The organism is Embleya sp. L77, assembly GCF_055557415.1.
On record NZ_CM145710.1, the window covers coordinates 1623581 to 1644827 of the forward strand.

Below are 21247 nucleotides of genomic sequence, written 5' to 3' on the forward strand. Positions count from 1 at the left end.
GAGCCACCGGGTGCCGGGGGGTGGGTCCGGTGGCGCGTGCGCGGCCCGTTCAGCGGGTGAGCGATGCGAGCAGGGCCAGGACCTGCGACCAACCTTCCTGCTGGGCCGCGGCGTTGCCGGCCCTGGTGCCACCGAGGTACAACTCGACGCCGGTCACCGGGTGGCGCAGCCAGGTACCGGCCGCCAGGTAGGAGGGGGAGCCGACAGCGTGCCCGGCGTCGGGAAGGATCAGCTCGCGGTGCGGAGGGACGGTGTGCACGCTGCGGAGTTCGACGGCGAGTCGGCGCACGGCGGCGGGTGCGGGCCAGAGTTGGTCGTCCGCGCCGGCGATGGCCAGGATGGGGCCGCCGACTCGATCGAGCGGAATGGTCGTTTGGGCGACGGGTTTGCCCTCCCGGGTCCAGGCCGGGTGGGTGCTGTTCGGGAATCCGGGGCCGACGTGGGCCGACGGAGCGTAGACGATCGCGCCGCGAAAGACATCCGGGTGGTCTCCGGCCGACAGCAGGGCCGCCTCGGCGCCGCGTGAGTGGCCCATCACCATCAGGTGATCGGCGTCCACGCCCGGCTGCGCGGCAAGCAGGCGGCCGGCCGTGCGGAAGTACTCCAGGGGGATGCGCTCCAGGCCGTCCGGAAGGCCGGGAAGGGCGAAGTAGCCGAGTGCCAGGGCCGGATAACCGTGCGAGGCGAGCAGAGCCGCGCTGCTCGTCAGGACGTTTCCGCCCTCGGTGCCGCCGAACACGAGCACGGCCGGATGGCGCGGTGTGCCGGGGGGCGGGAGGAACAGGACGCCGGAGACCCCGTCCGCCGCGAGGGTGAGCTCCCTGCTCGTCACCCCGGTTCCCGACCAGACGCGGGTAAGCGTGCGGGGGGCGAGCACTCGTCCGGACGCCGTGGCCGTCAGGACGACCCGGTAGCTGCTGCGGGGCGCGTCGGCCGGCAGGAAGAACGTCCGTTCGGGATGGCCGGCCGGTGGGTCCATCGACCAGAACAGGCCCATGCCGTCGGCGTGTCGGTACGTACCGGACGTCGGCACGGCCGTGTCCAGGTCCACCCGGCCGTGTGCGTCCGCCCGGAAGCGGGCCTGTGCGCGCCACTCTCCGCCCCACGCGTCGATCGCCTGCGCGCCGACGGTGACCCGTTCACCCGGTGCCAGTCCGTCGATCCGAACGTGCACCGGCTGATCCGCCAGGGCCACCGGCGCATCCACCTCGATCACCGCCGGGCCGCCCCGCCCCGTCGAACACCCCGCCGCGCCGCTGCCGACCAGCGCGAGCACCGCAAGGCCGCACACCCATGTCCATGGCCGATTCCGCACGTCCGCACCCCCGTCCCCGTCACGGCGCCCGAGCAGCCGGCGGGGTGTGTGCGTGTGCGCACCCACCTGCCGGATCGCCGACGCCGACCCACCACGGCCACGGTGGCCCGACGACCCGACGACCGTCTTCACCACATCCCGGCAGAAATCCCGCCCGCTGCCTTCCTGCTTTCGGCGGCCGGGTCGTCTCGACGCAGCGACCGCTCCGGATGTCGATCGGCCGCCTGCGGGGACTCGGGTGTGCGGCAAGGTGGCCGGCTCGCGGCCGAAGGCGACCACCGGGCGGCTGCCCGGGGACACGACCAGCGGGGCTCAGGTGTGGTGCAAAGTGGCCAGTTCACAGCCGAAGGCGACCACCAGGCGACTGCCCGGGGCTACGGCCAGGGCGTGTACGGGTAGCGGGAAGAGTAGGCAGGGGCCGAGTGGGGTGCGGGTGGTCAGGTCCCATACGCGTACCGTGCCGCGCTCGTCGGGGGCGCCGGTGGAGCCGCCGATAACCGCGACCGGACGGCCGTCGAGCAATCCGGTGGCCACGGCACACACGCGCTCGGCCAGGGGTTCGCCGATCGGCTCGCGCGTGGTCAGGTCCCATACCCGTGCCGCATCCCAGCTGCCGGTCACGGCGACCGGACGGCCCCGGACGACGGCCGTGGCCACGCCCGTGACCACGCACGCGTGCCCAACCAGGGGTGCGCCGAACTCGGTCCCGGTGGCCAGGTCGAAGACCCGTACCGCGTTCTCGCATCCGGCGTCGGGACCGGACTCGGCACCGGCCACGACGACCGGGCGCCCGTCCAGCACCGCCGTCGCCACCGCCCACACCGCGGCGCTCAGCGGTTCGCCCACCGGCAGGCCGGTGGCCGGATCCCATACCCGTACGCCGGCCGCGTCGCCGGTCACCGCGACCGGACGGCCGGCCACGACGGCCCGTGCCGCGCCCACCCAGGCGGTCCGGCCGACCAGGGGCCGGCACAGCTGGTGCCCACCGTCGAGATCGAACACCCGCACCGTCGCACCCCACCCGGCGGTACCCGCGACCACGACCGGACGGCCGCCGACCAGTGCCGTGGTCACCGCGTCCACACGTCCGTCATGCCCGATCAGCGGCTCGCCGATGGGCTGCTCGGGAACCAGCGCGCGAACCCCCGGCGCGGCCTCCGGAACGCCGACATCCGCACCCCCGCCACGCGAGAAGCCTTCCACACCACCGGCAGGCCCGGAGGCGTCCGTACCCCCGGCAGGCGGGGAGGCACCGCCCGGCGGCGCCGAACGGTCGGCCGCCGCCCAGGGTCCGGTCACCCAGTCCAACCGCCACCGCAAGGGGAGTTCGCGCCCGGCGCGGTGGCCCGCCGGCATCGGCTCCGTCGCTGCACCGTCGTCGCCGCGGACGTCACCGACGTCACCGACATCGCCCGCCGCGAGCCAAGAAATCTCATCCTGCGCAAGGTTGGACATATCACCATTGTGCCCGCCCCCACCCCCGAGGCGCACGGCCGCCGGGCCGGCGCCACGCCGGAGAAATCGACGCCCGTACGCGGCATGCCGAGGCAACGGCATACCGCCATGCCCGCCCCCTCCCCCGCAGCCTGCACACCCCCTGCACCCACCGCGCCCGCCACACCGACAACACCGGCCACGCCGTGCACCCGGCCCGGCGCACCCACCGACAACACCGGCAACACCAGCCACGCCGTACGCCGGCCCCCGACAGCGCCGCCAACGGCGCCGCAGCACCGCAGCGTCTCCCGGGTTCGATGGTGGGCGGGTGTCGGCCGGACGGCTCGCGCGCGCCGCGTGGCGGGATCACCGTCCGCCTTCGAGTCGACTCGAACCCGAACCGGAAATCCCGCGCGTCGCCGCGGCGATGCGCCGGATCAGTTCCACACGTCGGAGCCGTCCTCGCCTTCCGGCCAGTGCGTCGCCAGGCCCAGGCGCCGGTGCAGGTCGGGGTCGAGGAAGCCGGTGATCTCGGCGATCCGGCCGCCCCTGAGGGTCAGTACGTTGACCGCGGCGAGCCAAAACGAGTCGGCACCCGGCTCGCGGGTGTAGCACGCGAACCCGGGCTGTCCGTTCGCCGGGAACGGCTTCAGCCGCCACCGGGCGGCGAACACCCGCTCGGCGAAGAACCGGCCGACGTCCTCACGCCCGTCGAACCACGCGGGCAACGGCGCCATGGTGAAGCGCGCGTCCGCGGCGAGCAGTTCGAGCAGGGCCGGCACGTCGGCACGCTCCCACGCCGAGCCGAACGCGGCCACCGCCGCACGCCGGCCGGTCTCGCCGAGCAGCGCCGCCTCGTCCTGCTGCGATGTGGCCGGCAACCGCCGACCGACCGTCCTCCGGCCCCGCTGGAGCGCACCCTCGACCACGGCCGGCGTGCTGTCCAGGATGTCGGCCACCTCCCACACCGAGAACTCCTGCACCTCACGCAGGATCAGCACCGCGCGCTGCGCCGCGGGCAGCGACTGGAGCGCCGCGACGAAGGCCAACTCCACGCTCTCGCGCCGCAGATGCCGGGCGGCGGGATCCGCGTCGAGGTCGCCCCCGGCCGGTTCCTCGTCCGGCCACGGCTCCAGCCAGATCGGCCCGGGCACCGGTTCACCGAGCCGGGCGGTGTCCCGACGAGCCGGGCCGTGGTCCGGGGACAGCAGCCGGCGGGGTCGGCGGGTACTCGATTGCAGGCACACATCGGTCGCGATCCGGTACAACCACGTGCGCAGCGCGGCGCGGCCCTCGAAGCCGGTCGGGCCGCGCCGCGCGGCGAGCAGCGATGCCTGCACCGCCTCCTCGGTGTCCTGTACCGAACCGAGCATGCGATAGCAGTACGCGGACAACTCGCGCCGGTATCCCGCCACCAACCGCTCGAACGCCGCTTGGTCACCCCGACCGGCCGCGCGCAGCAACTCCGCCTCGGGCACCGCGTCCACGTGGTCCATCGACCGATCATGCCGGCTCTGCGCCGCCGTGCCCGTGAACCGAACGGTCGCCGGGCACGCGCGACGACCGGACCGCGCTCAAGTACGCCGTGGCCGACGCGAGATGATCACCGCATGCACCAGATCATCTTGATGTCCGATCCGCGCGTGGCCGCCATCCCGGTGCGGGACTGCGACGAGCCGCTCGTGGACGTCCGCCTGGACGGCTCGCTGCCGGTGGACCCGCGGCAGGAGGAGCACGCCGCCGCTTTCGCGTTCCTGCGCGTGGGGGTGCTCGACCGGTTGATCAAGGCCCAGGCGGCGCTGCCGCACGGGCTGCGACTGCTGTTCGTCGAGGGATATCGGCCGCCGTCCCTGCAACGGCTCTACTTCGAGGAGTACGCGGCCGAGCTGCGGGCCGCCAACCCGGACTGGTCCGCCGACCGGATCCACGTCGCGGCCAGCCGCTACGTCTCGCCGCCCGACATCGCCCCGCACAGCGCCGGAGCGGCGGTCGATCTGACCCTGGTGGGCCCGGACGGACGCGAACTCGACCTCGGCACTCCGATGAACGCCAGTCCCGAGGAAAGCGACGGCGCGTGCTACACCGGCGCCGAGAACATCACCGCAACCGCCCGGGCCAACCGCGACGTGCTCGGCGCCGCGCTGACCGCCGCCGGCCTGGTCAACTACGCGACCGAGTGGTGGCACTGGTCCTACGGCGACCGCTACTGGGCCCTGGCCACCGGGGCCGAGGCGGCCCTGTACGGGCCTCGCGAACTCGACTGAGGGCGGCATCGGGCACCCGAGGACGACGGCGGGTGCCCGCAGACTCGTTGCAGATCGGGTGACCGGGTCGGAGCCGCCGGCGTCAGGCCGGGGCGGGGCGGACTGGCTGCGTCCGGGCCTTCACTTCGCGACAGTGGACATCCCGGCCGACTTCGCGCACGCGGCGACCGAGCGGCCCGGCCCGGAGAAGTACCCCGCCCCGCTGACCGAGACCCTGGGCGGGTCGGTCTACTGCAACCCGCGAGGAATCGGGGACGCGCCGACGTACAGGGCACTCCCGCCGACGTCGCCAAGGTCCGACTGCGCCAGGGCGATGTCGAGCAGGCGTGTGTGCCGGGCCACGCTGCCGTCGAGGCCGCGACGGGCCCGCACTCGCGTCGCGTTCGGCAACGCTTGAGCGAGTTCTTCGACGCCACTACGCCGTACCGGCACATCACCCTGTGCGCCGATCTCCGTGAACGCGTCGCCCCGCTCACCCGCGCGCCGGTCCGGTGCCGTATCAGGCAACGTTTGCCCTGTCGTGATGTGACGCGCCGCTCGGGTCCTGTTCCGTGCGACGTGTTGCCGTGAGGCTGTGCGGGCGGCAGAACGAGTACGTGTCCGTGAGATCGACGATGACGAAGGCAGGCGGCTTCTGCGGATCATCCGCAGGGGCACCGGATCGGTGGTGACCCGGCGGCGGGCCCGGATGGTCCTGCTGTCCGCGCAGGGCATGCCGGTGACGAAGCTCGCCGAGGTGTCGTTCACGAGCGATGACCGGGTTCGCGATGCACAAAATGACGCATACCGCTACGACCATGCGCACGTCTCGGCCGGCCTGGGCGGCGCGCTGCTCGGCTGCTCGTACGTCCACGAGCCACGCAACGGCCCGGGCCGGCTGACCGGCCACTCGGCGCTGACGGTGCAGCCGGCCGTCACCGCATCGGTGCCGCTGTCGGTGACCGACCCGACGCGGGCCGAGGAGCCCGTGGCCGCCCTGCTCTGACACCTGTACGACCGTGGGAGAAGTAAATGAACGCGAACACCTGGAAGCAGATCGACCGGCTTCGTGACTGGCTGGACGAGAACGCCGGCGAGCAGACCGAGCGGGAACGCACGCTGCTGCGCGTACTCAAGATCGGCGAGGAGTACGGGGAGGTCTCCGAGGCCCTGCATGGCGCTCTCGCCGCGAACCCCCGCAAGGGCGCGTCGCACTCGTGGGATGACGTGCGGAAGGAACTGGTGGACGTCGCGGTGACGACGCTGGTGGCGCTCGCGACGCTCACCCCCGATGCGCGGAAGGTCTTCGACGAGCGGCTCGACGGGCTCGTGGATCGCGTGCTCTCGCCGTCCTCCGGACCTGTGTAGGGCCCTGAGCGCGAGAGGGAACGGATTGGCCCGGGCGATGAGGCAGGGGGTGCCCTGCCGGGTCTCGTTCAACTGAGCGTGACGTTTGCTCGGGTCGCCCGTTGAACCGGGACGGGCGTGTTTCGGCCATCGCCGATGCGCGTCAAAGCGCCCGCCCTTTTCGGGGTGGGGTGGCCGGCGGGTGGCCGTGCTCCGCAAAGCTGTGGTCGGCCCGCTGAGCAGAGCTCGGTGCCATGTGTGGCACGGGGCCCTTTGCCTTGTTCGAAGGTTCTCCCGCCCGTGCACCCATGGGCGCACGGGCCCGTGCCGATCCGGGTGTGGTCAGAGGCCCAGTTGCGCGCCCAGCACTGTGGGGGCCTCGGCGAGGGATGGGCCGTACCAGGTGAGGTGGCGTCCGCTGACGAGCGCGGTCGGGATGTCCGGGAACGCCTCGGGGCCGTCCTCGGCGCCGAATGCGTAGGGCTCGTCCGGTAGGACCACCAAGTCCGGTTCGGTGGCCAGGAGTTCGTCCAGGGATAGCTTGGGCCAGCGCTCCGCGTGCGTCGCGAGCACGTTCTCGACGGCGAACCGGGAGAGCACATCGGCGGCGAAGGTGTCCCGGCCGGCCGCCATCCACGGTCGGCGCCACACCGGGATGATCGCGCGCCGCGGTCGAGCCGGCGGTACCGCGGCCCGTGCGGCCCGGCACCGGTCCAGCCAGGGCGGGGCGGGCAGCCGGCAACCGTGCACGAGCATGCGCTCCAACGCCGTGAACGCCTCGTCCAGACCGCGAACCCGGGTCACCCAGACGGCGATTCCGGCCGCACGCAGCGCGGCCAGATCGACGGCGCGGTTCTCCTCCTCGTTGGCCAGGACCAGGTCCGGGGCGAGCGCACGGATCTTGTCCAGGTCGGGATTCTTGGTGCCGCGGACCCGGACCACGTCCAGTTCGGCGGGATGCGAGCACCAGTCGGTGGCACCGACCAGCAGACCGGGCGCACTCGCCGCGACCGCCTCGGTGAGCGAGGGGACGAGCGAGACCACCCGGCGCACGTCGGCCGGCACGGGCACGGTGAGGTCGAGATCGTCACGCATGGCCCGACCCTACGGCTCGAACGCGGCCGGCGATCCCGCGGGCGGCGCGCACTGCGTCCGGGCCCGCCGGGCCGCGCAACCGCATCCCGACGCCGTCGGCCGCGATCCGTACCGCCGCCGATGTCGGGTGCGGGCGGGCCTGGTCTTCGTTGGCGATCAAGGTGTCTCCTAGGGTGGCTGCATGACCACGAGCACGGAAAATGGCGCCTCGGGCAGTGCCGGCGACACCGACGGCCACGTCGGCACCGGTCTGTTCGACGCATTGCGGGCGGACGCGATAACCGACCTCACGGGGCTGCGCGAACTCTACGAACAACCCGGCGCGGCGGCGGCCGCCAAGGAGATGGACCGACTCACCGAGAAGACCCGGGCGCTGGTCGGCTGCGCGTCGCTGGTCTTCGTGGCCAGCGCGGACGCGCAGGGCCGCTGCGACGTGACCCCGCGCGGCGGGCCGGCCGGCTTCGTCACCGTGCTGGACGACCGCACCCTGGCCATCCCCGACGCCACCGGCAACAAGCGCCTGGACACGCTGCGCAATGTGCTGGAGACCGGCCGGGTCGGGCTGCTGTTCGTGATCCCGGGCCGGACCACGACGCTGCGCGCCAACGGCCGCGCATGCGTGTCCGCGCGACCCGAGTTGCTGACGCGGTTGACCGCCGTGGGCAAGCCGCCGGTGAGCGCCCTCGTGGTCGAGCTGGACGAGGTCTACCCGCACTGCCCCAAGGCCCTGCTGCGCAGTTCGGCCTGGAAGCCGGAGGGTTGGCTGCCCGCCGACGCGCAGCCGAGTTCGGCCGAGGTGACCCTGGCCCAACTGCGGATGCCCGGGTTGACCATCGAGGACATCCGGCAGGCGGAGGCCGACTCGCTCAAGTACCGCTACGAATAGCCCGCAGTGCCGGGGGCAGGACGACCGGCCGGCGTCGGGGGTTGGCAACGGCCGAAACCGGGAAATCCGACCTCCGTTCCGGCCGACGCCCCGAAGCCCCGTCGATCCGCCGACCCGCCGACCCGGCGACCCGGCGACCCGGCGACCTGCCGACCCACCCGATCCGACCCGCCCGATCCGACTCACCGAGCAACGTCCCGCAAAACCCCGCGAGATCCCTGGAGTACGCCCCCGTGGATGCCTTGCCGCCCGCCGACCCCACCCTGCTGCATCCGATGCCGGGGCAGTCGCGCGTGGTCCTGCTCAAGCCGCTGGTGACCTCGCCGCTGATCGACGTCGGCGAATTCTCGTACTACGACGACCCGGACGATCCCACCGCGTTCGAGACCCGCAACGTGCTCTACCACTACGGCCCGGAGCGGCTGGTGATCGGCCGGTTCTGCGCGTTGGGCGAGGGCGTCCGGTTCATCATGAACGGGGCCAACCATCGCATGGACGGGCCCTCGACCTTTCCGTTCCCGATCATGGGCGGATCCTGGGCCGAGCACTTCGACCTGATCACCGGGCTTCCGGGTCGCGGGGACACGGTGGTCGGCAACGACGTGTGGTTCGGCTATCGGTCCACCGTGATGCCCGGTGTCCGGATCGGCAACGGCGCGATCGTCGCCTCCGGCGCGGTGGTGGTGGACGACGTCCCCGACTACACCATCGTCGGCGGCAACCCGGCCCGCCCGATCCGCGCCCGGTACGAACCGGCGGACATCGCCCGCCTGCTCGAACTGGCCTGGTGGGACTGGCCCATCGAGCACATCACCCGCCACCTGCGCACCATCATGTCCGGCACGGTCGCCGACCTGGCCGCGGTCGCCCCCGACGCGGGCGACACGGACGACGCGGGCGAGCGGTAGCAAGGCACGCGGCGCGGCGCCGACAGACGGTGCCGCGCGCGAAGCACGGCCACGGAAACACACGCACGGGCGCGGGCACGGCGCGGAAAGCTCAGTGCCCGGGGTCGCCGGCCGCGAGGAGGGTTTCCGCCAGCCGGCGGGCCCGGGCGGCCGGGGCGGGGGTGCGCTCGCGCAGCGCGGTGACGATGGCGCCGTCCATCAGGAGGGCGAACTGCCGTGCCTGTAGGGCGGGTTCGGCCACCTCGGCGGTGCTCAGGAGTTGTTCGAGGTAGGCGACCACGCTTTCCTTGTGAGCCGCCGCGACCCGGTGCGCGGGACTGTCCGGGTCGGCGGACTCGACCATCGTGTTGATGAACGCGCAGCCCCGGTAGTCGTTGTGCGCGAACCGCTCGGCCAGTGCGTCGAAGACGGCGAGCGGGTGGCCGCCCAGCGCCTCGACCCGCTCCGCGAGCCAACTCCGCCAGCGCCGGTCGCGAGCCTCCAGGACGGCGACCACGAGGTCGTCCTTGCTCGGGAAGTGCCGATACAACGACGCGCGGCCGACGCCCGACTCGGCCAGGATGCGTTCGATGCCGACGGCGCGGATCCCCTCCGCGTAGAAGAGTTCCTCGGCGGTGGCGAGCAGACGGTCTCGGGCTTTGACAGGCACGTTCGGATCCTAACTCCCCTTGACCAAAAACGGTACTGATCAGTACCGTCTGCAAAACGGCACCGATCGGTACCGTTTCTGATCCGCTCCAGACCCACGGGGGCCCGCATGTCGTCCACACCCACCCCGGCCGGCGCTCCGGCAGCCGACCACACCAAGCCCGAGGGGCCCGAAACGGCCGACACCGAGGAACTCCTCGCCCGGGTCGCCAAGCAGCTCGGCCGGGTGCCGAACCTGTACGCGGCGCTCGCGAGCGGCCCGGCCGCCCTGGAGGGCTACCTCGCGATGCGCGACCACCTCACCCGGGGTGTCCTGCGCCCGCGCCTGCGCGAGCAACTCGCTTTGCTGATCGCGCAGGAGAACGAGTGCACCTACTGCGTCAGCGCGCACTCGCTGCGCGGTGGCCTGATCGGGCTGACCGAGGAACAACTCCTGGCCACCCGCGACGGGCACGACGCGGACCCGCACACCGACGCGATCCTGGGCCTGGCCCGCGCCGTCGTGCGCACCCGCGGCCGGGTCTCCGACGCGGACCGGGCGGCGGCCCGCGCGGCCGGCGTCACCGACGCCGAGCAGGCCGAGATCGTCGCGCACATCGCCCTGAACACGCTGTCCAACTACTACAACCACCTCGCCCGCCCGGAGCTGGACTTCCCGGAGGTGCGCGCATGACCGGAGCCACGGAGACGGTCCCGGGCGCGGCCGCGAACGCCGTCGCGCGCACGACCGGAGGTACGACCCACGGCCGAGGCGCCGCCCCGGCCGGAAGCACGACCACGATCGGAGCAACAGGCATGACTCGCACCTGGCACGACGCGTCCGTCGAACTCGTCGACCACTACTCGGTGATCGGCGCGGACGGCACACCCACCGGGTCGGTGCCGGCCGCCCGGGTCGCCATCGAGGGCGGTTTCGCACACCTCGACATCCCCGGTACCGGAGTCGTCCAGGTCGTCTCGGCGCCGGCCGTACGGCTGATCACCTACCGTGCGGAGCACGTCGCCCGGTGAACCGCGCGGAGCACGTCGCGCGGTGAATGGACCCGGGCGCGCCGGCCGGTACGGGGGTACGGCCGACGCGCCCGGCCGAGACCGCGTCCGGCATGCGCGCCGTCGGGGTCGGGTAGTCGCGATGAGTTTTCCCGGCCGCTCCGGTCCACCCTTCATGGACTCGAACGACGACGCACAAGGAGTCACCCCATGACACCGGACCTGCAACCGCCCGCCGCGGCCATCGCCGGACTCGTGGCCGGGCTCGACGACTCCCGGCTCGACGATCCGACCCCGTGTACGGACTACACGGTCCGCGATCTGCTCTCCCACCTGGTCGGCCTGACCGCCGCGTTCCGCGCCGCGGGGCGCAAGGAGTTCGGCCCGCTGACCGACACCGCCCCCGGCGGCCCGATGCCCCCGCTGGATCCGGACTGGCGGATGATCCTGCCCCGGCAGCTGGACGAGTTGGTGGCCGGCTGGCACGAGCCGAGCGCGTGGCAGGGCATCACCCGAGCCGGTGGGGTGACCCTGCCGGCCGAGGTGATGGGGCTGGTCGCCCACAACGAACTCGTGCTGCACGGTTGGGATCTGGCCCGCGCCCTGGGCCGGGATTACACGGTGAACCCGGCGAACCTGGAAACGTCGCTGGCGTTCCTGACCCCGTTGCCGGATGCCGAGGACTCTCCCGACGAGCAGGGCCTGTTCGACCCCCCGGTACCGGTACCGGGCGACGCCCCGCTGCTCGACCGGGTGGTGGCCCTGGCCGGCCGGCCGCCGACCTGGCAACCGTCGACGGATTGACCCGCCCGGGGCCGGCGGCGTCGGTGCCGCGTACCCGACCGGGGTCCTCGTGGAGGAGGCCCGGTGGGCTCAGTGGTGGAAGCCCGGTGCCCGGCCCTCGGTCGGCATCGGGCCGGTGAGGCGGTCCAGGAAGGCGACCTCCTCGTCGATGTCGTCGAGGAGGTCGCGGGCCAGGTCCATGCCGAGGCCGTTGCGGACCACGATCCGCTGCACGGTCACGTCGGCGAGGTTGTCGGGCATCGGATAGGCCGGCACCTGCCAGCCCTTCATCCGCAGCCGGTCGGACAGGTCGTACAGGTTCCAGTTCTCGGTGTGACCGGCCTTGAGCCGCCACGCGAACACCGGGATGTCCGAGCCGTCGCTCCACAGTTCGAACGCGTCCATCGCGTCGATCCCGGCGGCGAGCCGATGGGCCACGTCCTGGGAGGACTGCTGCACGGCGTGGTAGCCGCTGCGGCCCAGGCGCAGGAATTGGTAGTACTGGAGCAGAACCTGTGCGCCGGGACGGGAGAAGTTCAGCGCCAGGCTCGGGGTGACGCCGCCGAGGTAGCTGACCCGGAAGATCAGGTCCTCCGGAAGCAGGTCCGCGCTGCGCCACACCACCCAGCCCAGGCCCGGGTAGACCAACCCGTACTTGTGCCCCGACGTGTTGATCGAGTGCACCCGCTCCAACCGGAAGTCCCACTCCAGGTCGGAGTGCAGGAAGGGCGCGATCATCGCGCCGGAGGCGCCGTCGACGTGGATCGGCACATCCAATCCGGTGTCGCGCTGGATCTTGTCCAGGGCCCGGGCGATCTCGCCCACCGGCTCGTAGTCGCCGGTGTAGGTGACGCCCATGATCGCGACCACGCCGATCGTGTTCTCGTCCACGTAGGCGTCCAGGTCGTGGCCGTCCAGCGTGCGATGCTCCTCGCTGATCGGCACCAGGCGGGCCTCGACGTCCCAGTAGTTGCAGAACTTCTCCCACACCACCTGGACGGCCGAGCTCATCACCAGGTTCGGCCGGTCGGTGGGCTTGCCCGCCGCGCGGCGGGCGTGCTGCCAGCGGCGCTTGAAGGCGAGCCCGGCGAGCATGCAGGCCTCGGACGAGCCGATCGTGGAGGTGCCGATCGTGTGCTGCGGGTCGGGCGCGTTCCACAGTTCGGCCAGCATCTTCCAGCAGCGGTCCTCGACGGTCGCGGTGTGCGGGTACTCGTCCTTGTCGATCATGTTCTTGTCGACCGACTCGGCGTACAGCCGGGCCGCGTGGTCGTCCATCCAGGTGCCGACGAACGTGGCCAGATTCTGCCGGGCGTTCCCGTCGAGCATCATCTCGTCGTGCACGATCCGATAGGCGGTCTCCGGCAACATCTCGCCGATCGGCATCCGGTAACGCTCGACGGCGACGGCCTCGCCGGGACGGGCGAAGATCGGATTCACCGCGACGACGTGCTCCTGCGACATGAACCGACCCTTCGTTGCGATGTGCCGTATCCCTCCACGCTCGACGGGCGGACGAGGCGGCACAACCGGGGCGGACCGAAAGGGTGGGCCGACCCGCTCCGCCGGTACGCGGACGCCTGCACGGGACCTCGGCTCACCCGCCGTTGCCGGCGATGTCCGGGAGCGTTCGCAAGGATGCCTAGGGATCGCCGGGCCATGCCTAGGGATACCCGGGCGCACTTAGGCACCCGCCGGCCGGAACTGTTCGGAGGGATGCGGCATCCGCCCGATGTCGGGGGGCCCACTGGGCCGTGAGGCTGTGATCACGGGCCGGGACCACCGGCTCGGGAGAACGGGAGCCGGTCATGGTCGAGTACGAGTTGTTCAAGGCACGTGAGCGCGAGATCCTCGCCGACGCCGAGCGGGTCCGGGTGCGGCAGTCCGCGTGGCGCGCGCGGCGGGCGCAGGCGAAGGTGCGTCGGGCCGAGCGGGTGGGTGCGGCGGCGGTGAGCACCCTCGCGGTGATCGAGGTCGGCGACATGCACCGGCACCTGCACCTGTTGGCGCGGTGAGCGGCGTGGTCATGCCGTACGCGACGAGCCGGATCCACCGGGTGCGCCTGGCCGGCGTGCAGGTGAGCGTGCCCGCCCGGGCCGCGGCGCCGGCCCGGGCGGGCGCGGGACCGTCAAGGCGTCGGTTCGGGCGTGCGCGGGACCGTCAAGGCGTCGGTTCGGGCGTGCGCGGGTCGCGTCGGGCGATCAGGCGCGCGGTGGGGCCGGTGGGCAGGATCGGCGGCGGTTCGGTGGGCTCCGGCAGCGGCTGCGGCAGCGAACGCGGGGCCCGACCCGGGCCGAACTCCAGGGCGACGACGTGTTCGCGCAGGGTGCGGTCGAGCAGTACGACGGAGGCCGCCTCCGGCACCACCGCACCGCCCTGTACGGACAGCGCCAGCAACAATTGGGCGAGGCCGCGCCGGTGTCGGTCGAAGACCCGTCCGGGAACCCAGCGCCCGCGCTTCTCCTGGCCGGCCAACGCGTCGGCCGCGTCCACCGCGAGCAGTACCAGGTGCAGTTCGCGGCGCTGCCTGCCGGCGGAGCGGGCCAACCAGCGGCGCATCCACGGCCGACTGCCGCAGTCGTGCACCAGTACCGGTCCCCCGTCGCGCACGTGCGCGCGCAGCCGCCGCACGTGTTGCAGCCGCACCCACGGGCGGTACACCGCGTACGGCAACCATCGGGGCATCCGGGCCTGATACTCGACGTGCGCCGTGCGCGGGTCGATCACCGTCGCCGATCGGGACCAGCGGTCGAGCAGCGTGCTCTTGCCGCTGCCGGGCAACCCGGAGACCACCACGACGGCACCGGTCGGATAGCCCAACACGGCGGGCCCGCGCTCGCGCCCGCGCAGGTCGACGATGCCGCGCGGATGCAGCGGCAGGCCGGAGTCGGCCGCCGGGTCCTGCTCGGCATCCGTCCGGTCCGGGCCCTGCGTCCCGCCCACTGTCGGCTCCCCCACAAGCGCACATCCTCACAGGTCGCACCGCCTGCGGGGCGGTCGGGGCTGCCAACGATAATCATCGTCGACGCCCGCCGTCCCCGACACGACGATCCGGTCGCCGGTCGACTCGGCCGAGCGCGCGGTGGTCCGTACAACGGGTGCCGGTCGCGCGGGGTCAGCGGTCCTCGACGATCAGGCCGAGGAGGTGGGCGAGGGCCGGGGCCAGGTCCAGGAGTTGGGCGCTGTCGATGGTCGCGCCGCGCAGGGCGTCGAGCCCGGAGGCGATGTCCAGGGCGCCCGCCTCGCGCAGGTCGACCCGGCTCAGCCGCGCGTTGTCGAGCCGGATCCGCTCCAGGGTCGAACCCGGGAAGGACACGTCGGTCAGCGTCGCGCCGGCCAGGTCCAGGTCGCGCAGCAGGCAGTCCACGAAGGCGACCTCCCGAAGCTTGGTCTTGCGCAGGTTGACCGAGTCGAACTTGCAGTGGTGGAAGACCACTCGCCGCATCGTGGCGCCGAATGCCTCGATCCCGGCCAGCACGCAGGCGGCGAATTCGGTGTCCATCCAGGACGTCTCCACGAGGTCGGCCCCCACGACGCGCACGCTGTGCAGCCACACGTCGTCGAAGCGGGAACGTCGATACCGGCCTCCGGTGAACGTCACCGTCGAGAAGGCCGACGAGGTGAAGGCGGACCCGCCGGCCTCCACCTCCGCGAACGCATCGCCGTCGAAGTGCGCGAACTCGTGGTCGCCGTCCCGGTCGAGATCGCCGTCGAAGGCCACGAGCCGGTGTGCGTACGGCAGTTGGGCCAGTTCACGGGGGCTGCGGGCAGGCATCGGGATCCTCCACGGACGCATCGACGGGACCGGGTCCCGTTGGGCACCCCGCCCGAGACCGGGAACCGGTCGGCGCAGCGGGGGAAGTGCCCCATGCCTATCGCCCGGCACGACGTTTCGCCGAATCGGTGGAGGCGCGGAAGGGGGTCCACGCGATGGCCGCATGCACGGCACGATCGGGGCGACAAATCGCCGTATTCGTCAGCGAAACGGCACCTGTAATCTTTGTCACTCGACGTCATCGGGACTGGGATTCTCGGTCCGCGGAGCCCCTTTCATCCGCCGATCGGGCGTCCCACCAGGCCCGTTGCCCGCCGACGTGCCGGCGGGCGGCCCCGCGCCCGACCCTCGCGCCGGATTCCCTGAAAAGCATTCTGCGGTCGGACCCCATTCGGCACTCGCCGCTTCTCGCGCACCGGGCCCGATCCGGACGGTGGCGATGCCATAGGGTAGTGAGTATCGAATCGATACCATGGAGTGGTGGGTGGTCGTGAACGGTACGGTGACGGCGGTGAGTCGAAGCTCGGAGCATCTGTTCACAAAGCCGAACCAGGGCAGTATCCGCCTGCTCGCCGGGCTCGGCGTCGAGGGTGACGCGCACCTCGGCGTCACCGTGCAGCACCGCTCCCGCGTCGCCGTCGACCCCACGCGACCCAACCTGCGCCAGGTCCACCTGATCCACGCCGAACTGCACGAGGAACTGGCCGTCGCCGGCTTCACCGTCGCGGCGGGCGAACTGGGTGAGAACGTCACCACCCGCGGCATCGACCTGCTCGGCCTCCCCACCGGAACCCTGCTGCACCTGGGCGCCGAAGCGGTGGTCGAGGTGACCGGCCTGCGCAACCCGTGCCCCCAGATCAACGCCTTCCGAAACGGCCTGCTCAAGGCCGTCGTCGGCCGCGACGAAGCAGGCAAGGTCGTCCGCAAGGCGGGCATCATGGCCGTCGTACGAACCGGCGGCGACCTCCGCCCCGGCGACCCGATCGGCGTCGAACTCCCCCCGCCGCCGCACCGCGCACTCGAACGCGTCTGAGCGGCCGCCCCGATCGCATCGGGCGACGCCGGGCGGGAGTTGCCGGCCGAAGCGCCGGGACGGGCGACGTCAGGGCTGTTGCTTGCGCTCCGCCATGATCGCGGCCAGTTCGGCCACGAGGTACTCGTCGGTGGCGGCCTTGTCGATCCCCAGGCCGGTGAGCACCCCCGTGCCGTCCTCCAACTCCAGCAGGGCGAGCAGGAGGTGCTCGGTGCCCACGTAGTTGTGGCCGAGTCGCAGAGCCTCACGGAAGGTGAGTTCCAGGACCTTGCGCGCCGACGAGTCGTACGGGATCAGGTCGGGCAGCACGTCGCCGCTCGGCGCGGGCAATACGGCGAGCACCGCCTCCCGCACAGCCTCCGGGGTCACCCCCTGGGCGACGACGGCCCGTACGGCGAGCCCCTGGGGCTCCGCCAGCAGCCCCAGCACCAGGTGCGCCGGCCCGATCTCGGCGTGGCCGGCCGCGCGGGCCTCGTTCTGCGCCGCCATCACCACGTTGCGGGCCCGGTCGGTGAAGCGGCCGAAGCCCTGACTGGGATCGAGGTCGGCCTCGCCGGACCCCTTCGCGACGAAGCGCTTCTGTGCCGCCTGCTTGGTCACGCCCATGCTCGTACCGATGTCCTTCCAGGACGCCCCCGATCGGCGTGCCTGGTCCACGAAGTGCCCGATCAGGTGGTCGGCCAGTTCGCCGAGGTGGTCCGAGACGATCACCGCGTCGGACAGTTGGTGGAGGGCGTCGGAATGGGTCTTCTTGATGGTCTCGATCAGGTCGTCGAGCCGAACCGGATTCGTCATGCGCACGGGATTCTCCATGCGTCAACCGTAGGTTGACGATCTAGGTTCGTCAACCACAAGTTGACGAGTGTGTCGATGTCCCGATGCCCCTTCTCCGGGTTCGACGGATCTGCGCAGGTCGAATCGGAGCCCGGCGCCGCACCGGCTCCGCATGCGGTTCACGCCGAGCGAGCACGGCGCCGGTCAGGACCGGGCCCCGTCCGTCGCCCCCGTCGAGCCCTGCCCCTCCCCCGGCCCCGCCGGCCCGTCCAGCATCGTCCGGGCCGAGCGCACCTCCCGGCGCACGTCGGTGAGTGCGTCGTGCGGATCCTCGGCGACGGCCGGCCGCACCGGTCGGGCGGCCGACTCGCCGGTGCGCATCGAGGCCGCCAGCGCACGCAGTTCGGCGGCCATGTGCGCGGCCGCCTCCGGCGAGGGCGGCGGCGCGCCGTGCGCGGTGCGTACCGCCGCCGCGGTGCCGGTGTCGATCACCCGCTCGACCGCGACGATCAGCGGCCACCACGCCGCGGCCCGGGCACCGGCCGGCGGCGGCTCGCCCAGCGCACGCTGGAACTCGGTACGCACGTCGGAAAGATCCCGATAGATCCGCCGCCGGGTCCGGGCCCGCGCGGCCTGATCGCTCTGCTCGTCGAAGGCGCACTCGATGTAGCGCGCGGTGTCCTCGACCGCGGTGGCCAACCGGGCCCCCACCCGGGTGTGCCAGCTCTCCGGCCACAACACATAGCCCGCGACCAACACGATCGCGCAGCCGATCAGGCTGTCCACCAGACGCGGCGCCAGCAGCCCGACACCCTGGTGCCCGAGCAGGTCCGACAGGATCAGGATCAGCGGAGTGATCACCGCGGTCTGATAGCCGTAGCCGCGCCGGGAGAGTATCGGCAGCGCCGCCGCGAGCACGAGCACGACCGGCACCTCCCAGCCGCCGCGCGGCACGAACTCCAGGATCACCCCCGCGACCACCAGCCCCGCCGCGGTGCCCAACGCACGCAGCAGCGCCCGGGAGAAGACCGAGCCGAAGTCGGGCTTGAGCACGAAGGTGACGGTCAGCGGTACCCAGTACGAGCGCGGTACGTCCACCGTGGACACCAGCGCCTGGGCCACCCCGATGCACAACGTCAGCCGCAGCCCGTACCGCCAGGACTCCGCCGACACCAGCAGGTCGCGCGCGCCGGCGGCCACCCGCTCGGGCAACGCGCCGGGCCGGCCGACCCGATCGGCGGCGCGGTAGGCACCGGCGAGCGTCTCCCGTGCGTGCGCGATCGCGGCGGCGACCGCGCGGTCGGCCGGGTCGGTCACCGCCGCCGGCGGCAGCGCGCCGGCGGGCACCGTACCCGCGCGGATCCCCGCCGCGATCTCGCGCACCGTGGCCACCTCGATCTCGCCCACCGACCGGTCCTCGGCGTGTACCGCGGTGGCCGCCTCGACCAGCAGACCGACCGAATTCAACAGCGCCACCAGGCGAGACATGCCACGACTGCGCCCGGGGGCCACCGCTCGTCGGCCGAGCAGCAGGTCGTACGCGTGGTTGAGGGACAGCGTCACCTCGGCCCGAGCCGTCTCCCAGTCCGCGGTGCCGGCCGCGGCCAACATGTCCGCGGTGGCGTCGTAGGCGTCGGCCACCGCAACCCGTTCGGGAATGCGTGCGCGCGCAGGCCATGCGAGCAGCGCCATCACCAGCACCAACCCGGTCCCCAGCAGGGTCAACATCGGCGCCCGCCACCACGGCGACGGCATCGGCAGGCCCGCCCCGATCACCGCCATCAGCAGCAGGTTCAGGCCGGACGCGGAGGCCACCGCACCGATCGTGCTGATCATCCCGGCGACCAGGGCGACCGCCGTCAACATCGCGACGGCGGACCAACCGTGTCCGAACTGCCAACTGCCGAGTGCGAGTCCGATCGCACCGACGATCTGCGGTACGGCGATGTTGAGCACGCGCAGCCGGTAGGCATCGGCGGTGTCCCCGAACACCGCGCCGAGCGCACCGATGGCCACCAACGCGCCGGACGCGCTGTCCCCGACGGCCACGCCGACCGCGAGCGGCGCCGCGATACCGATCGCGGCGCGCACCGCAGCCGCCTTCGGCATCGGGCCGGGGTTGGCTCGCAGCGTCAGGGTGAGCCACTCGGGCGGCGCGAGCCGGCCCGACCGGGCGGCGCCGGCCTCGGCATCGTGCGCACCGTCGGGGCGGCCACTGCCCCTCGGATCCTCGGGTTCGGTCATGGTCATCACAGGATTCCGAACGAGGCGAGGTGAACGGACAAGGCACGCGGGGCCGGACGAGTACGGCATTCCGCTTCGCGGACCACGTTATCGAGCCCCTGCCACGCAACGACGACCGGCCCGGGTCGGCCCGGGCGAACCGCCGCGCCGGCCCATGCGGACCGGTGCCGACTCGCGGCCGTCGAGGAGCGCTCGGCGGACCGGGCGGCCGGCCGACGGCGGACTTGCGCGTGTGGGCGCGGAGCCGGCCTCAATGCGGACTGCGCGTGTGGGCGCGCGGAGCCGGTCCTGCGGGCTTGCGCGGGTGGGGGCGGAGCCGGTCCCACTGCCCACTGCGCATGTGGTCGCGAAGCCGGTCCGCCGCGGCCTGCGCGGGTGGCGGCCTACTCAGCCGAGCACGGATTTGCGGGCGTGTACGAAGAGTTGCTCCTCGGGGCCGGCCGTAGGGTGGTTCGGCTGGAACACGCTGACCCCGTGGTGGACGATCTCCAGGCCCGCCGCGCGCAACCGCACGAGCAGTTCCTCGGTACCGTGGCTGGTCACCCGCGCACGGTGGCCCAGCCATTCGATCTCCACGCCGTCCGCCTCGGCCGGCACGGTCGCGAACGCGAGCAGGCCGCCGGGCGCAAGGCGCGCGCCGAGCCGGTCGAGTTGGGCGTCCAGATCGGCCCTGGGCAGCTGAAGGAACGAAAAGAACGCACACACCGCGTCCCACGCGCCGTCGTCGTCGACCAGATCACGTGCGTCCAACTGCTCGAACGTGGCACCCGCCACCCGTTCCCGGGCCAGCTCGACCATGGTCGCCGAGACGTCGATGCCGGTGACCCGATGCCCGGCCGCCACCAGTCGTTCGGCGGTCGGGCGGCCGGTCCCGGACCCGATGTCGAGCACCTTCGAGCCGGGCCCGAGTTCGGCGATCAGCCAGTCCAACGCGGCCTGTTGCTCGGGCAAATCCGCAAAGGCGGTCTCGTAACCGGCGCCGACGGCATCGAACAGGGCGGCGGCCGGGGAATCCGGACCGTGTGCCAGCGGAGAGTGCGAGGCGGATTCGGGGCTCATGGAGAGGGGCGTCCTTTCGCCGGCGGAACACGGAACGGGGGTGCGGGGGTGCGAGGGTGCGGGCGGAGCGGGAGTCAGCGCGGGAATGGAGGCTGAAGTGGAAGCAGGATCGCGAGCGGATGCGCCCTGCGGACACGCCCGACCGGGGCGGAACGCCGATGCCTCCCGGCCTCGCTCGCCTCGGCTTCGCCCACTACCGGCGCAGCAGGATGCCCCGGATGAACGCCGCCTGCCCCGCGTGCTGGAGGTCGTCGGCGATCACGCTGACCAGCCGCACGCCCAGGGTCACCGCCGGCGTCCAGGCCTCGTCCACCACCCGATCCAGGTCGGCGGCCGACAATCCGCGTACGAAGGAGATGGTCTGCTCGTGGACCGCGTCGTAGTAGTCGGTCAGCAGTGTCGTCGAGGCCACCCGTACGGCGGCCACCGCCTTGGTGTCGTGCCCGTATCCGATCGCCCGGACCGGGAAGGGCAGTTCGAATCGGCCGTGCCAGTCCTGCGCCGTCCACACCTGTTCCAGGCCCGCGACGTCCGAGACGTGGTCGTCCTGGACCCGGGTCAGATGCCAGATCAGCCAGGCGATCGAATTCGCGTCGTCGTCGAGCCGCTCGGCCGATTGCTCCGGGGTCAGGCCCTCGACCACCTCGTGCACCACCTCGCGCACCCGGCCGAACCCGTCGACCAGTAGCTCCGCGCTGTTCATCGAACTC

At 72.5% G+C, this 21247-nt stretch carries 22 protein-coding genes and 1 pseudogene; 10 read left to right on the forward strand and 13 right to left on the reverse strand.

The window, feature by feature from the left end; genetic code table 11:
• Positions 1-49 precede the first annotated feature (49 nt).
• The 3 genes from ACZOOI_RS36965 to ACZOOI_RS36975 all read right to left on the reverse strand — a co-directional run bounded on the left by ACZOOI_RS36965 (position 50) and on the right by ACZOOI_RS36975 (position 4248).
• Positions 50-1315 carry an acyl-CoA thioesterase/BAAT N-terminal domain-containing protein gene (locus tag ACZOOI_RS36965; protein ID WP_465283944.1) on the reverse strand — a complete coding sequence of 422 codons (1266 nt, stop codon included), beginning with the start codon at positions 1313-1315 and terminating at the stop codon, positions 50-52.
• 312 nt (positions 1316-1627) lie between these two features.
• Positions 1628-2770 carry a WD40 repeat domain-containing protein gene (locus tag ACZOOI_RS36970; RefSeq protein ID WP_465283945.1) on the reverse strand — a complete coding sequence of 381 codons (1143 nt, stop codon included), beginning with the start codon at positions 2768-2770 and terminating at the stop codon, positions 1628-1630.
• 419 nt (positions 2771-3189) lie between these two features.
• A complete protein-coding gene (locus ACZOOI_RS36975; RefSeq protein WP_465283946.1) occupies positions 3190-4248 on the reverse strand; it encodes an RNA polymerase subunit sigma-70 in 1059 nt (352 codons plus the stop codon).
• Positions 4249-4362: 114 nt separating this feature from the next.
• Between ACZOOI_RS36975 and ACZOOI_RS36980 the strand changes: the two genes are divergently transcribed.
• Complete coding sequence (locus ACZOOI_RS36980) at positions 4363-5016, forward strand: M15 family metallopeptidase (RefSeq protein WP_465283947.1); 654 nt, start codon at positions 4363-4365, stop codon at positions 5014-5016.
• 228 nt (positions 5017-5244) lie between these two features.
• Here ACZOOI_RS36980 and ACZOOI_RS36985 read toward each other — a convergent pair whose 3' ends face one another.
• Positions 5245-5523 (reverse strand): hypothetical protein, encoded by a 279-nt coding sequence (locus tag ACZOOI_RS36985; RefSeq protein WP_465283948.1) that lies wholly within the window; start codon positions 5521-5523, stop codon positions 5245-5247.
• 67 nt (positions 5524-5590) lie between these two features.
• Between ACZOOI_RS36985 and ACZOOI_RS36990 the strand changes: the two are divergent.
• Positions 5591-5785: pseudogene (locus ACZOOI_RS36990) on the forward strand (IS630 family transposase); the annotation flags it as partial.
• A gap of 242 nt (positions 5786-6027) precedes the next feature.
• Positions 6028-6363: a MazG-like family protein gene (locus ACZOOI_RS36995; protein WP_465283949.1), complete on the forward strand. Its 336-nt coding sequence runs from the start codon at positions 6028-6030 to the stop codon at positions 6361-6363.
• Positions 6364-6684: 321 nt separating this feature from the next.
• On the opposite strand, the gene ACZOOI_RS37000 is transcribed toward ACZOOI_RS36995, so the two are convergent.
• Positions 6685-7437: a helical backbone metal receptor gene (locus ACZOOI_RS37000; RefSeq protein WP_465283950.1), complete on the reverse strand. Its 753-nt coding sequence runs from the start codon at positions 7435-7437 to the stop codon at positions 6685-6687.
• Positions 7438-7618: 181 nt separating this feature from the next.
• Here ACZOOI_RS37000 and ACZOOI_RS37005 point away from each other — a divergent pair, with 181 nt between their 5' ends.
• Together ACZOOI_RS37005 and ACZOOI_RS37010 are read left to right on the forward strand one after the other, a co-directional pair.
• The gene (locus tag ACZOOI_RS37005) at positions 7619-8323 is read left to right on the forward strand and encodes an MSMEG_1061 family FMN-dependent PPOX-type flavoprotein (RefSeq protein ID WP_465283951.1); all 705 of its coding nucleotides are present in this window, start codon (positions 7619-7621) and stop codon (positions 8321-8323) included.
• 275 nt (positions 8324-8598) lie between these two features.
• Positions 8599-9231 carry a CatB-related O-acetyltransferase gene (locus ACZOOI_RS37010; protein WP_465284117.1) on the forward strand — a complete coding sequence of 211 codons (633 nt, stop codon included), beginning with the start codon at positions 8599-8601 and terminating at the stop codon, positions 9229-9231.
• A gap of 91 nt (positions 9232-9322) precedes the next feature.
• Here ACZOOI_RS37010 and ACZOOI_RS37015 read toward each other — a convergent pair whose 3' ends face one another.
• Positions 9323-9880, reverse strand: a complete 558-nt coding sequence (locus tag ACZOOI_RS37015) for a TetR/AcrR family transcriptional regulator (RefSeq protein ID WP_465283952.1) — start codon at positions 9878-9880, stop codon at positions 9323-9325.
• A 108-nt stretch (positions 9881-9988) separates the two neighbouring features.
• Here ACZOOI_RS37015 and ACZOOI_RS37020 point away from each other — a divergent pair, with 108 nt between their 5' ends.
• The 3 genes from ACZOOI_RS37020 to ACZOOI_RS37030 all read left to right on the forward strand — a co-directional run bounded on the left by ACZOOI_RS37020 (position 9989) and on the right by ACZOOI_RS37030 (position 11673).
• Complete coding sequence (locus ACZOOI_RS37020) at positions 9989-10552, forward strand: carboxymuconolactone decarboxylase family protein (protein ID WP_465283953.1); 564 nt, start codon at positions 9989-9991, stop codon at positions 10550-10552.
• Positions 10549-10890: a hypothetical protein gene (locus tag ACZOOI_RS37025; RefSeq protein WP_465283954.1), complete on the forward strand. Its 342-nt coding sequence runs from the start codon at positions 10549-10551 to the stop codon at positions 10888-10890. The genes ACZOOI_RS37020 and ACZOOI_RS37025 overlap by 4 nt, the downstream gene beginning before the upstream one ends.
• Positions 10891-11079: 189 nt before the next feature.
• The gene (locus ACZOOI_RS37030) at positions 11080-11673 is read left to right on the forward strand and encodes a TIGR03086 family metal-binding protein (RefSeq protein WP_465283955.1); all 594 of its coding nucleotides are present in this window, start codon (positions 11080-11082) and stop codon (positions 11671-11673) included.
• A 69-nt stretch (positions 11674-11742) separates the two neighbouring features.
• On the opposite strand, the gene ACZOOI_RS37035 is transcribed toward ACZOOI_RS37030, so the two are convergent.
• Positions 11743-13116: a glutamate decarboxylase gene (locus tag ACZOOI_RS37035; RefSeq protein ID WP_465283956.1), complete on the reverse strand. Its 1374-nt coding sequence runs from the start codon at positions 13114-13116 to the stop codon at positions 11743-11745.
• 344 nt (positions 13117-13460) lie between these two features.
• Between ACZOOI_RS37035 and ACZOOI_RS37040 the strand changes: the two genes are divergently transcribed.
• Positions 13461-13667, forward strand: coding sequence for a hypothetical protein (locus ACZOOI_RS37040; protein WP_465283957.1), 207 nt, complete (start codon positions 13461-13463; stop codon positions 13665-13667).
• Positions 13668-13812: 145 nt separating this feature from the next.
• Here ACZOOI_RS37040 and ACZOOI_RS37045 read toward each other — a convergent pair whose 3' ends face one another.
• Together ACZOOI_RS37045 and ACZOOI_RS37050 are read right to left on the reverse strand one after the other, a co-directional pair.
• The gene (locus tag ACZOOI_RS37045) at positions 13813-14595 is read right to left on the reverse strand and encodes an AAA family ATPase (protein WP_465283958.1); all 783 of its coding nucleotides are present in this window, start codon (positions 14593-14595) and stop codon (positions 13813-13815) included.
• Positions 14596-14767: 172 nt separating this feature from the next.
• Complete coding sequence (locus tag ACZOOI_RS37050) at positions 14768-15427, reverse strand: pentapeptide repeat-containing protein (protein WP_465283959.1); 660 nt, start codon at positions 15425-15427, stop codon at positions 14768-14770.
• A 472-nt stretch (positions 15428-15899) separates the two neighbouring features.
• On the opposite strand from ACZOOI_RS37050, the gene ACZOOI_RS37055 reads away from it, so the two are divergent.
• Positions 15900-16460, forward strand: coding sequence for an MOSC domain-containing protein (locus tag ACZOOI_RS37055; RefSeq protein WP_465283960.1), 561 nt, complete (start codon positions 15900-15902; stop codon positions 16458-16460).
• A gap of 69 nt (positions 16461-16529) precedes the next feature.
• Here the strand turns inward: ACZOOI_RS37055 and ACZOOI_RS37060 are convergent, their stop codons facing one another.
• From ACZOOI_RS37060 to ACZOOI_RS37075, 4 genes are all read right to left on the reverse strand, one after another.
• Positions 16530-17273, reverse strand: a complete 744-nt coding sequence (locus ACZOOI_RS37060; RefSeq protein WP_465283961.1) for a Clp protease N-terminal domain-containing protein — start codon at positions 17271-17273, stop codon at positions 16530-16532.
• 165 nt (positions 17274-17438) lie between these two features.
• Positions 17439-19484 carry an FUSC family protein gene (locus ACZOOI_RS37065; protein ID WP_465283962.1) on the reverse strand — a complete coding sequence of 682 codons (2046 nt, stop codon included), beginning with the start codon at positions 19482-19484 and terminating at the stop codon, positions 17439-17441.
• A 381-nt stretch (positions 19485-19865) separates the two neighbouring features.
• Positions 19866-20537, reverse strand: coding sequence for a class I SAM-dependent DNA methyltransferase (locus ACZOOI_RS37070; RefSeq protein ID WP_465283963.1), 672 nt, complete (start codon positions 20535-20537; stop codon positions 19866-19868).
• A gap of 193 nt (positions 20538-20730) precedes the next feature.
• Complete coding sequence (locus tag ACZOOI_RS37075) at positions 20731-21240, reverse strand: mycothiol transferase (RefSeq protein ID WP_465283964.1); 510 nt, start codon at positions 21238-21240, stop codon at positions 20731-20733.
• Positions 21241-21247 lie beyond the last annotated feature (7 nt).

Excerpts from the sequence above, each read along its gene's own strand:
- ACZOOI_RS36995 (WP_465283949.1), top strand. The coding sequence starts at position 6,028 with ATGAACGCGAACACCTGGAAGCAGATCGACCGGCTTCGTGACTGGCTG.
- ACZOOI_RS36980 (WP_465283947.1), top strand. The coding sequence starts at position 4,363 with ATGCACCAGATCATCTTGATGTCCGATCCGCGCGTGGCCGCCATCCCG.
- ACZOOI_RS37005 (WP_465283951.1), top strand. The coding sequence starts at position 7,619 with ATGACCACGAGCACGGAAAATGGCGCCTCGGGCAGTGCCGGCGACACC.
- ACZOOI_RS36970 (WP_465283945.1), bottom strand. The coding sequence starts at position 2,770 with ATGTCCAACCTTGCGCAGGATGAGATTTCTTGGCTCGCGGCGGGCGAT.
- ACZOOI_RS37055 (WP_465283960.1), top strand. The coding sequence starts at position 15,900 with ATGGAGTGGTGGGTGGTCGTGAACGGTACGGTGACGGCGGTGAGTCGA.
- ACZOOI_RS37065 (WP_465283962.1), bottom strand. The coding sequence starts at position 19,484 with ATGACCATGACCGAACCCGAGGATCCGAGGGGCAGTGGCCGCCCCGAC.
- ACZOOI_RS37060 (WP_465283961.1), bottom strand. The coding sequence starts at position 17,273 with ATGGAGAATCCCGTGCGCATGACGAATCCGGTTCGGCTCGACGACCTG.
- ACZOOI_RS37000 (WP_465283950.1), bottom strand. The coding sequence starts at position 7,437 with ATGCGTGACGATCTCGACCTCACCGTGCCCGTGCCGGCCGACGTGCGC.
- ACZOOI_RS37035 (WP_465283956.1), bottom strand. The coding sequence starts at position 13,116 with ATGTCGCAGGAGCACGTCGTCGCGGTGAATCCGATCTTCGCCCGTCCC.
- ACZOOI_RS37050 (WP_465283959.1), bottom strand. The coding sequence starts at position 15,427 with ATGCCTGCCCGCAGCCCCCGTGAACTGGCCCAACTGCCGTACGCACAC.
- ACZOOI_RS37070 (WP_465283963.1), bottom strand. The coding sequence starts at position 20,537 with ATGAGCCCCGAATCCGCCTCGCACTCTCCGCTGGCACACGGTCCGGAT.
- ACZOOI_RS37010 (WP_465284117.1), top strand. The coding sequence starts at position 8,599 with ATGCCGGGGCAGTCGCGCGTGGTCCTGCTCAAGCCGCTGGTGACCTCG.
- ACZOOI_RS36975 (WP_465283946.1), bottom strand. The coding sequence starts at position 4,248 with ATGGACCACGTGGACGCGGTGCCCGAGGCGGAGTTGCTGCGCGCGGCC.
- ACZOOI_RS37025 (WP_465283954.1), top strand. The coding sequence starts at position 10,549 with ATGACCGGAGCCACGGAGACGGTCCCGGGCGCGGCCGCGAACGCCGTC.
- ACZOOI_RS37020 (WP_465283953.1), top strand. The coding sequence starts at position 9,989 with ATGTCGTCCACACCCACCCCGGCCGGCGCTCCGGCAGCCGACCACACC.
- ACZOOI_RS37075 (WP_465283964.1), bottom strand. The coding sequence starts at position 21,240 with ATGAACAGCGCGGAGCTACTGGTCGACGGGTTCGGCCGGGTGCGCGAG.
- ACZOOI_RS37030 (WP_465283955.1), top strand. The coding sequence starts at position 11,080 with ATGACACCGGACCTGCAACCGCCCGCCGCGGCCATCGCCGGACTCGTG.
- ACZOOI_RS37040 (WP_465283957.1), top strand. The coding sequence starts at position 13,461 with ATGGTCGAGTACGAGTTGTTCAAGGCACGTGAGCGCGAGATCCTCGCC.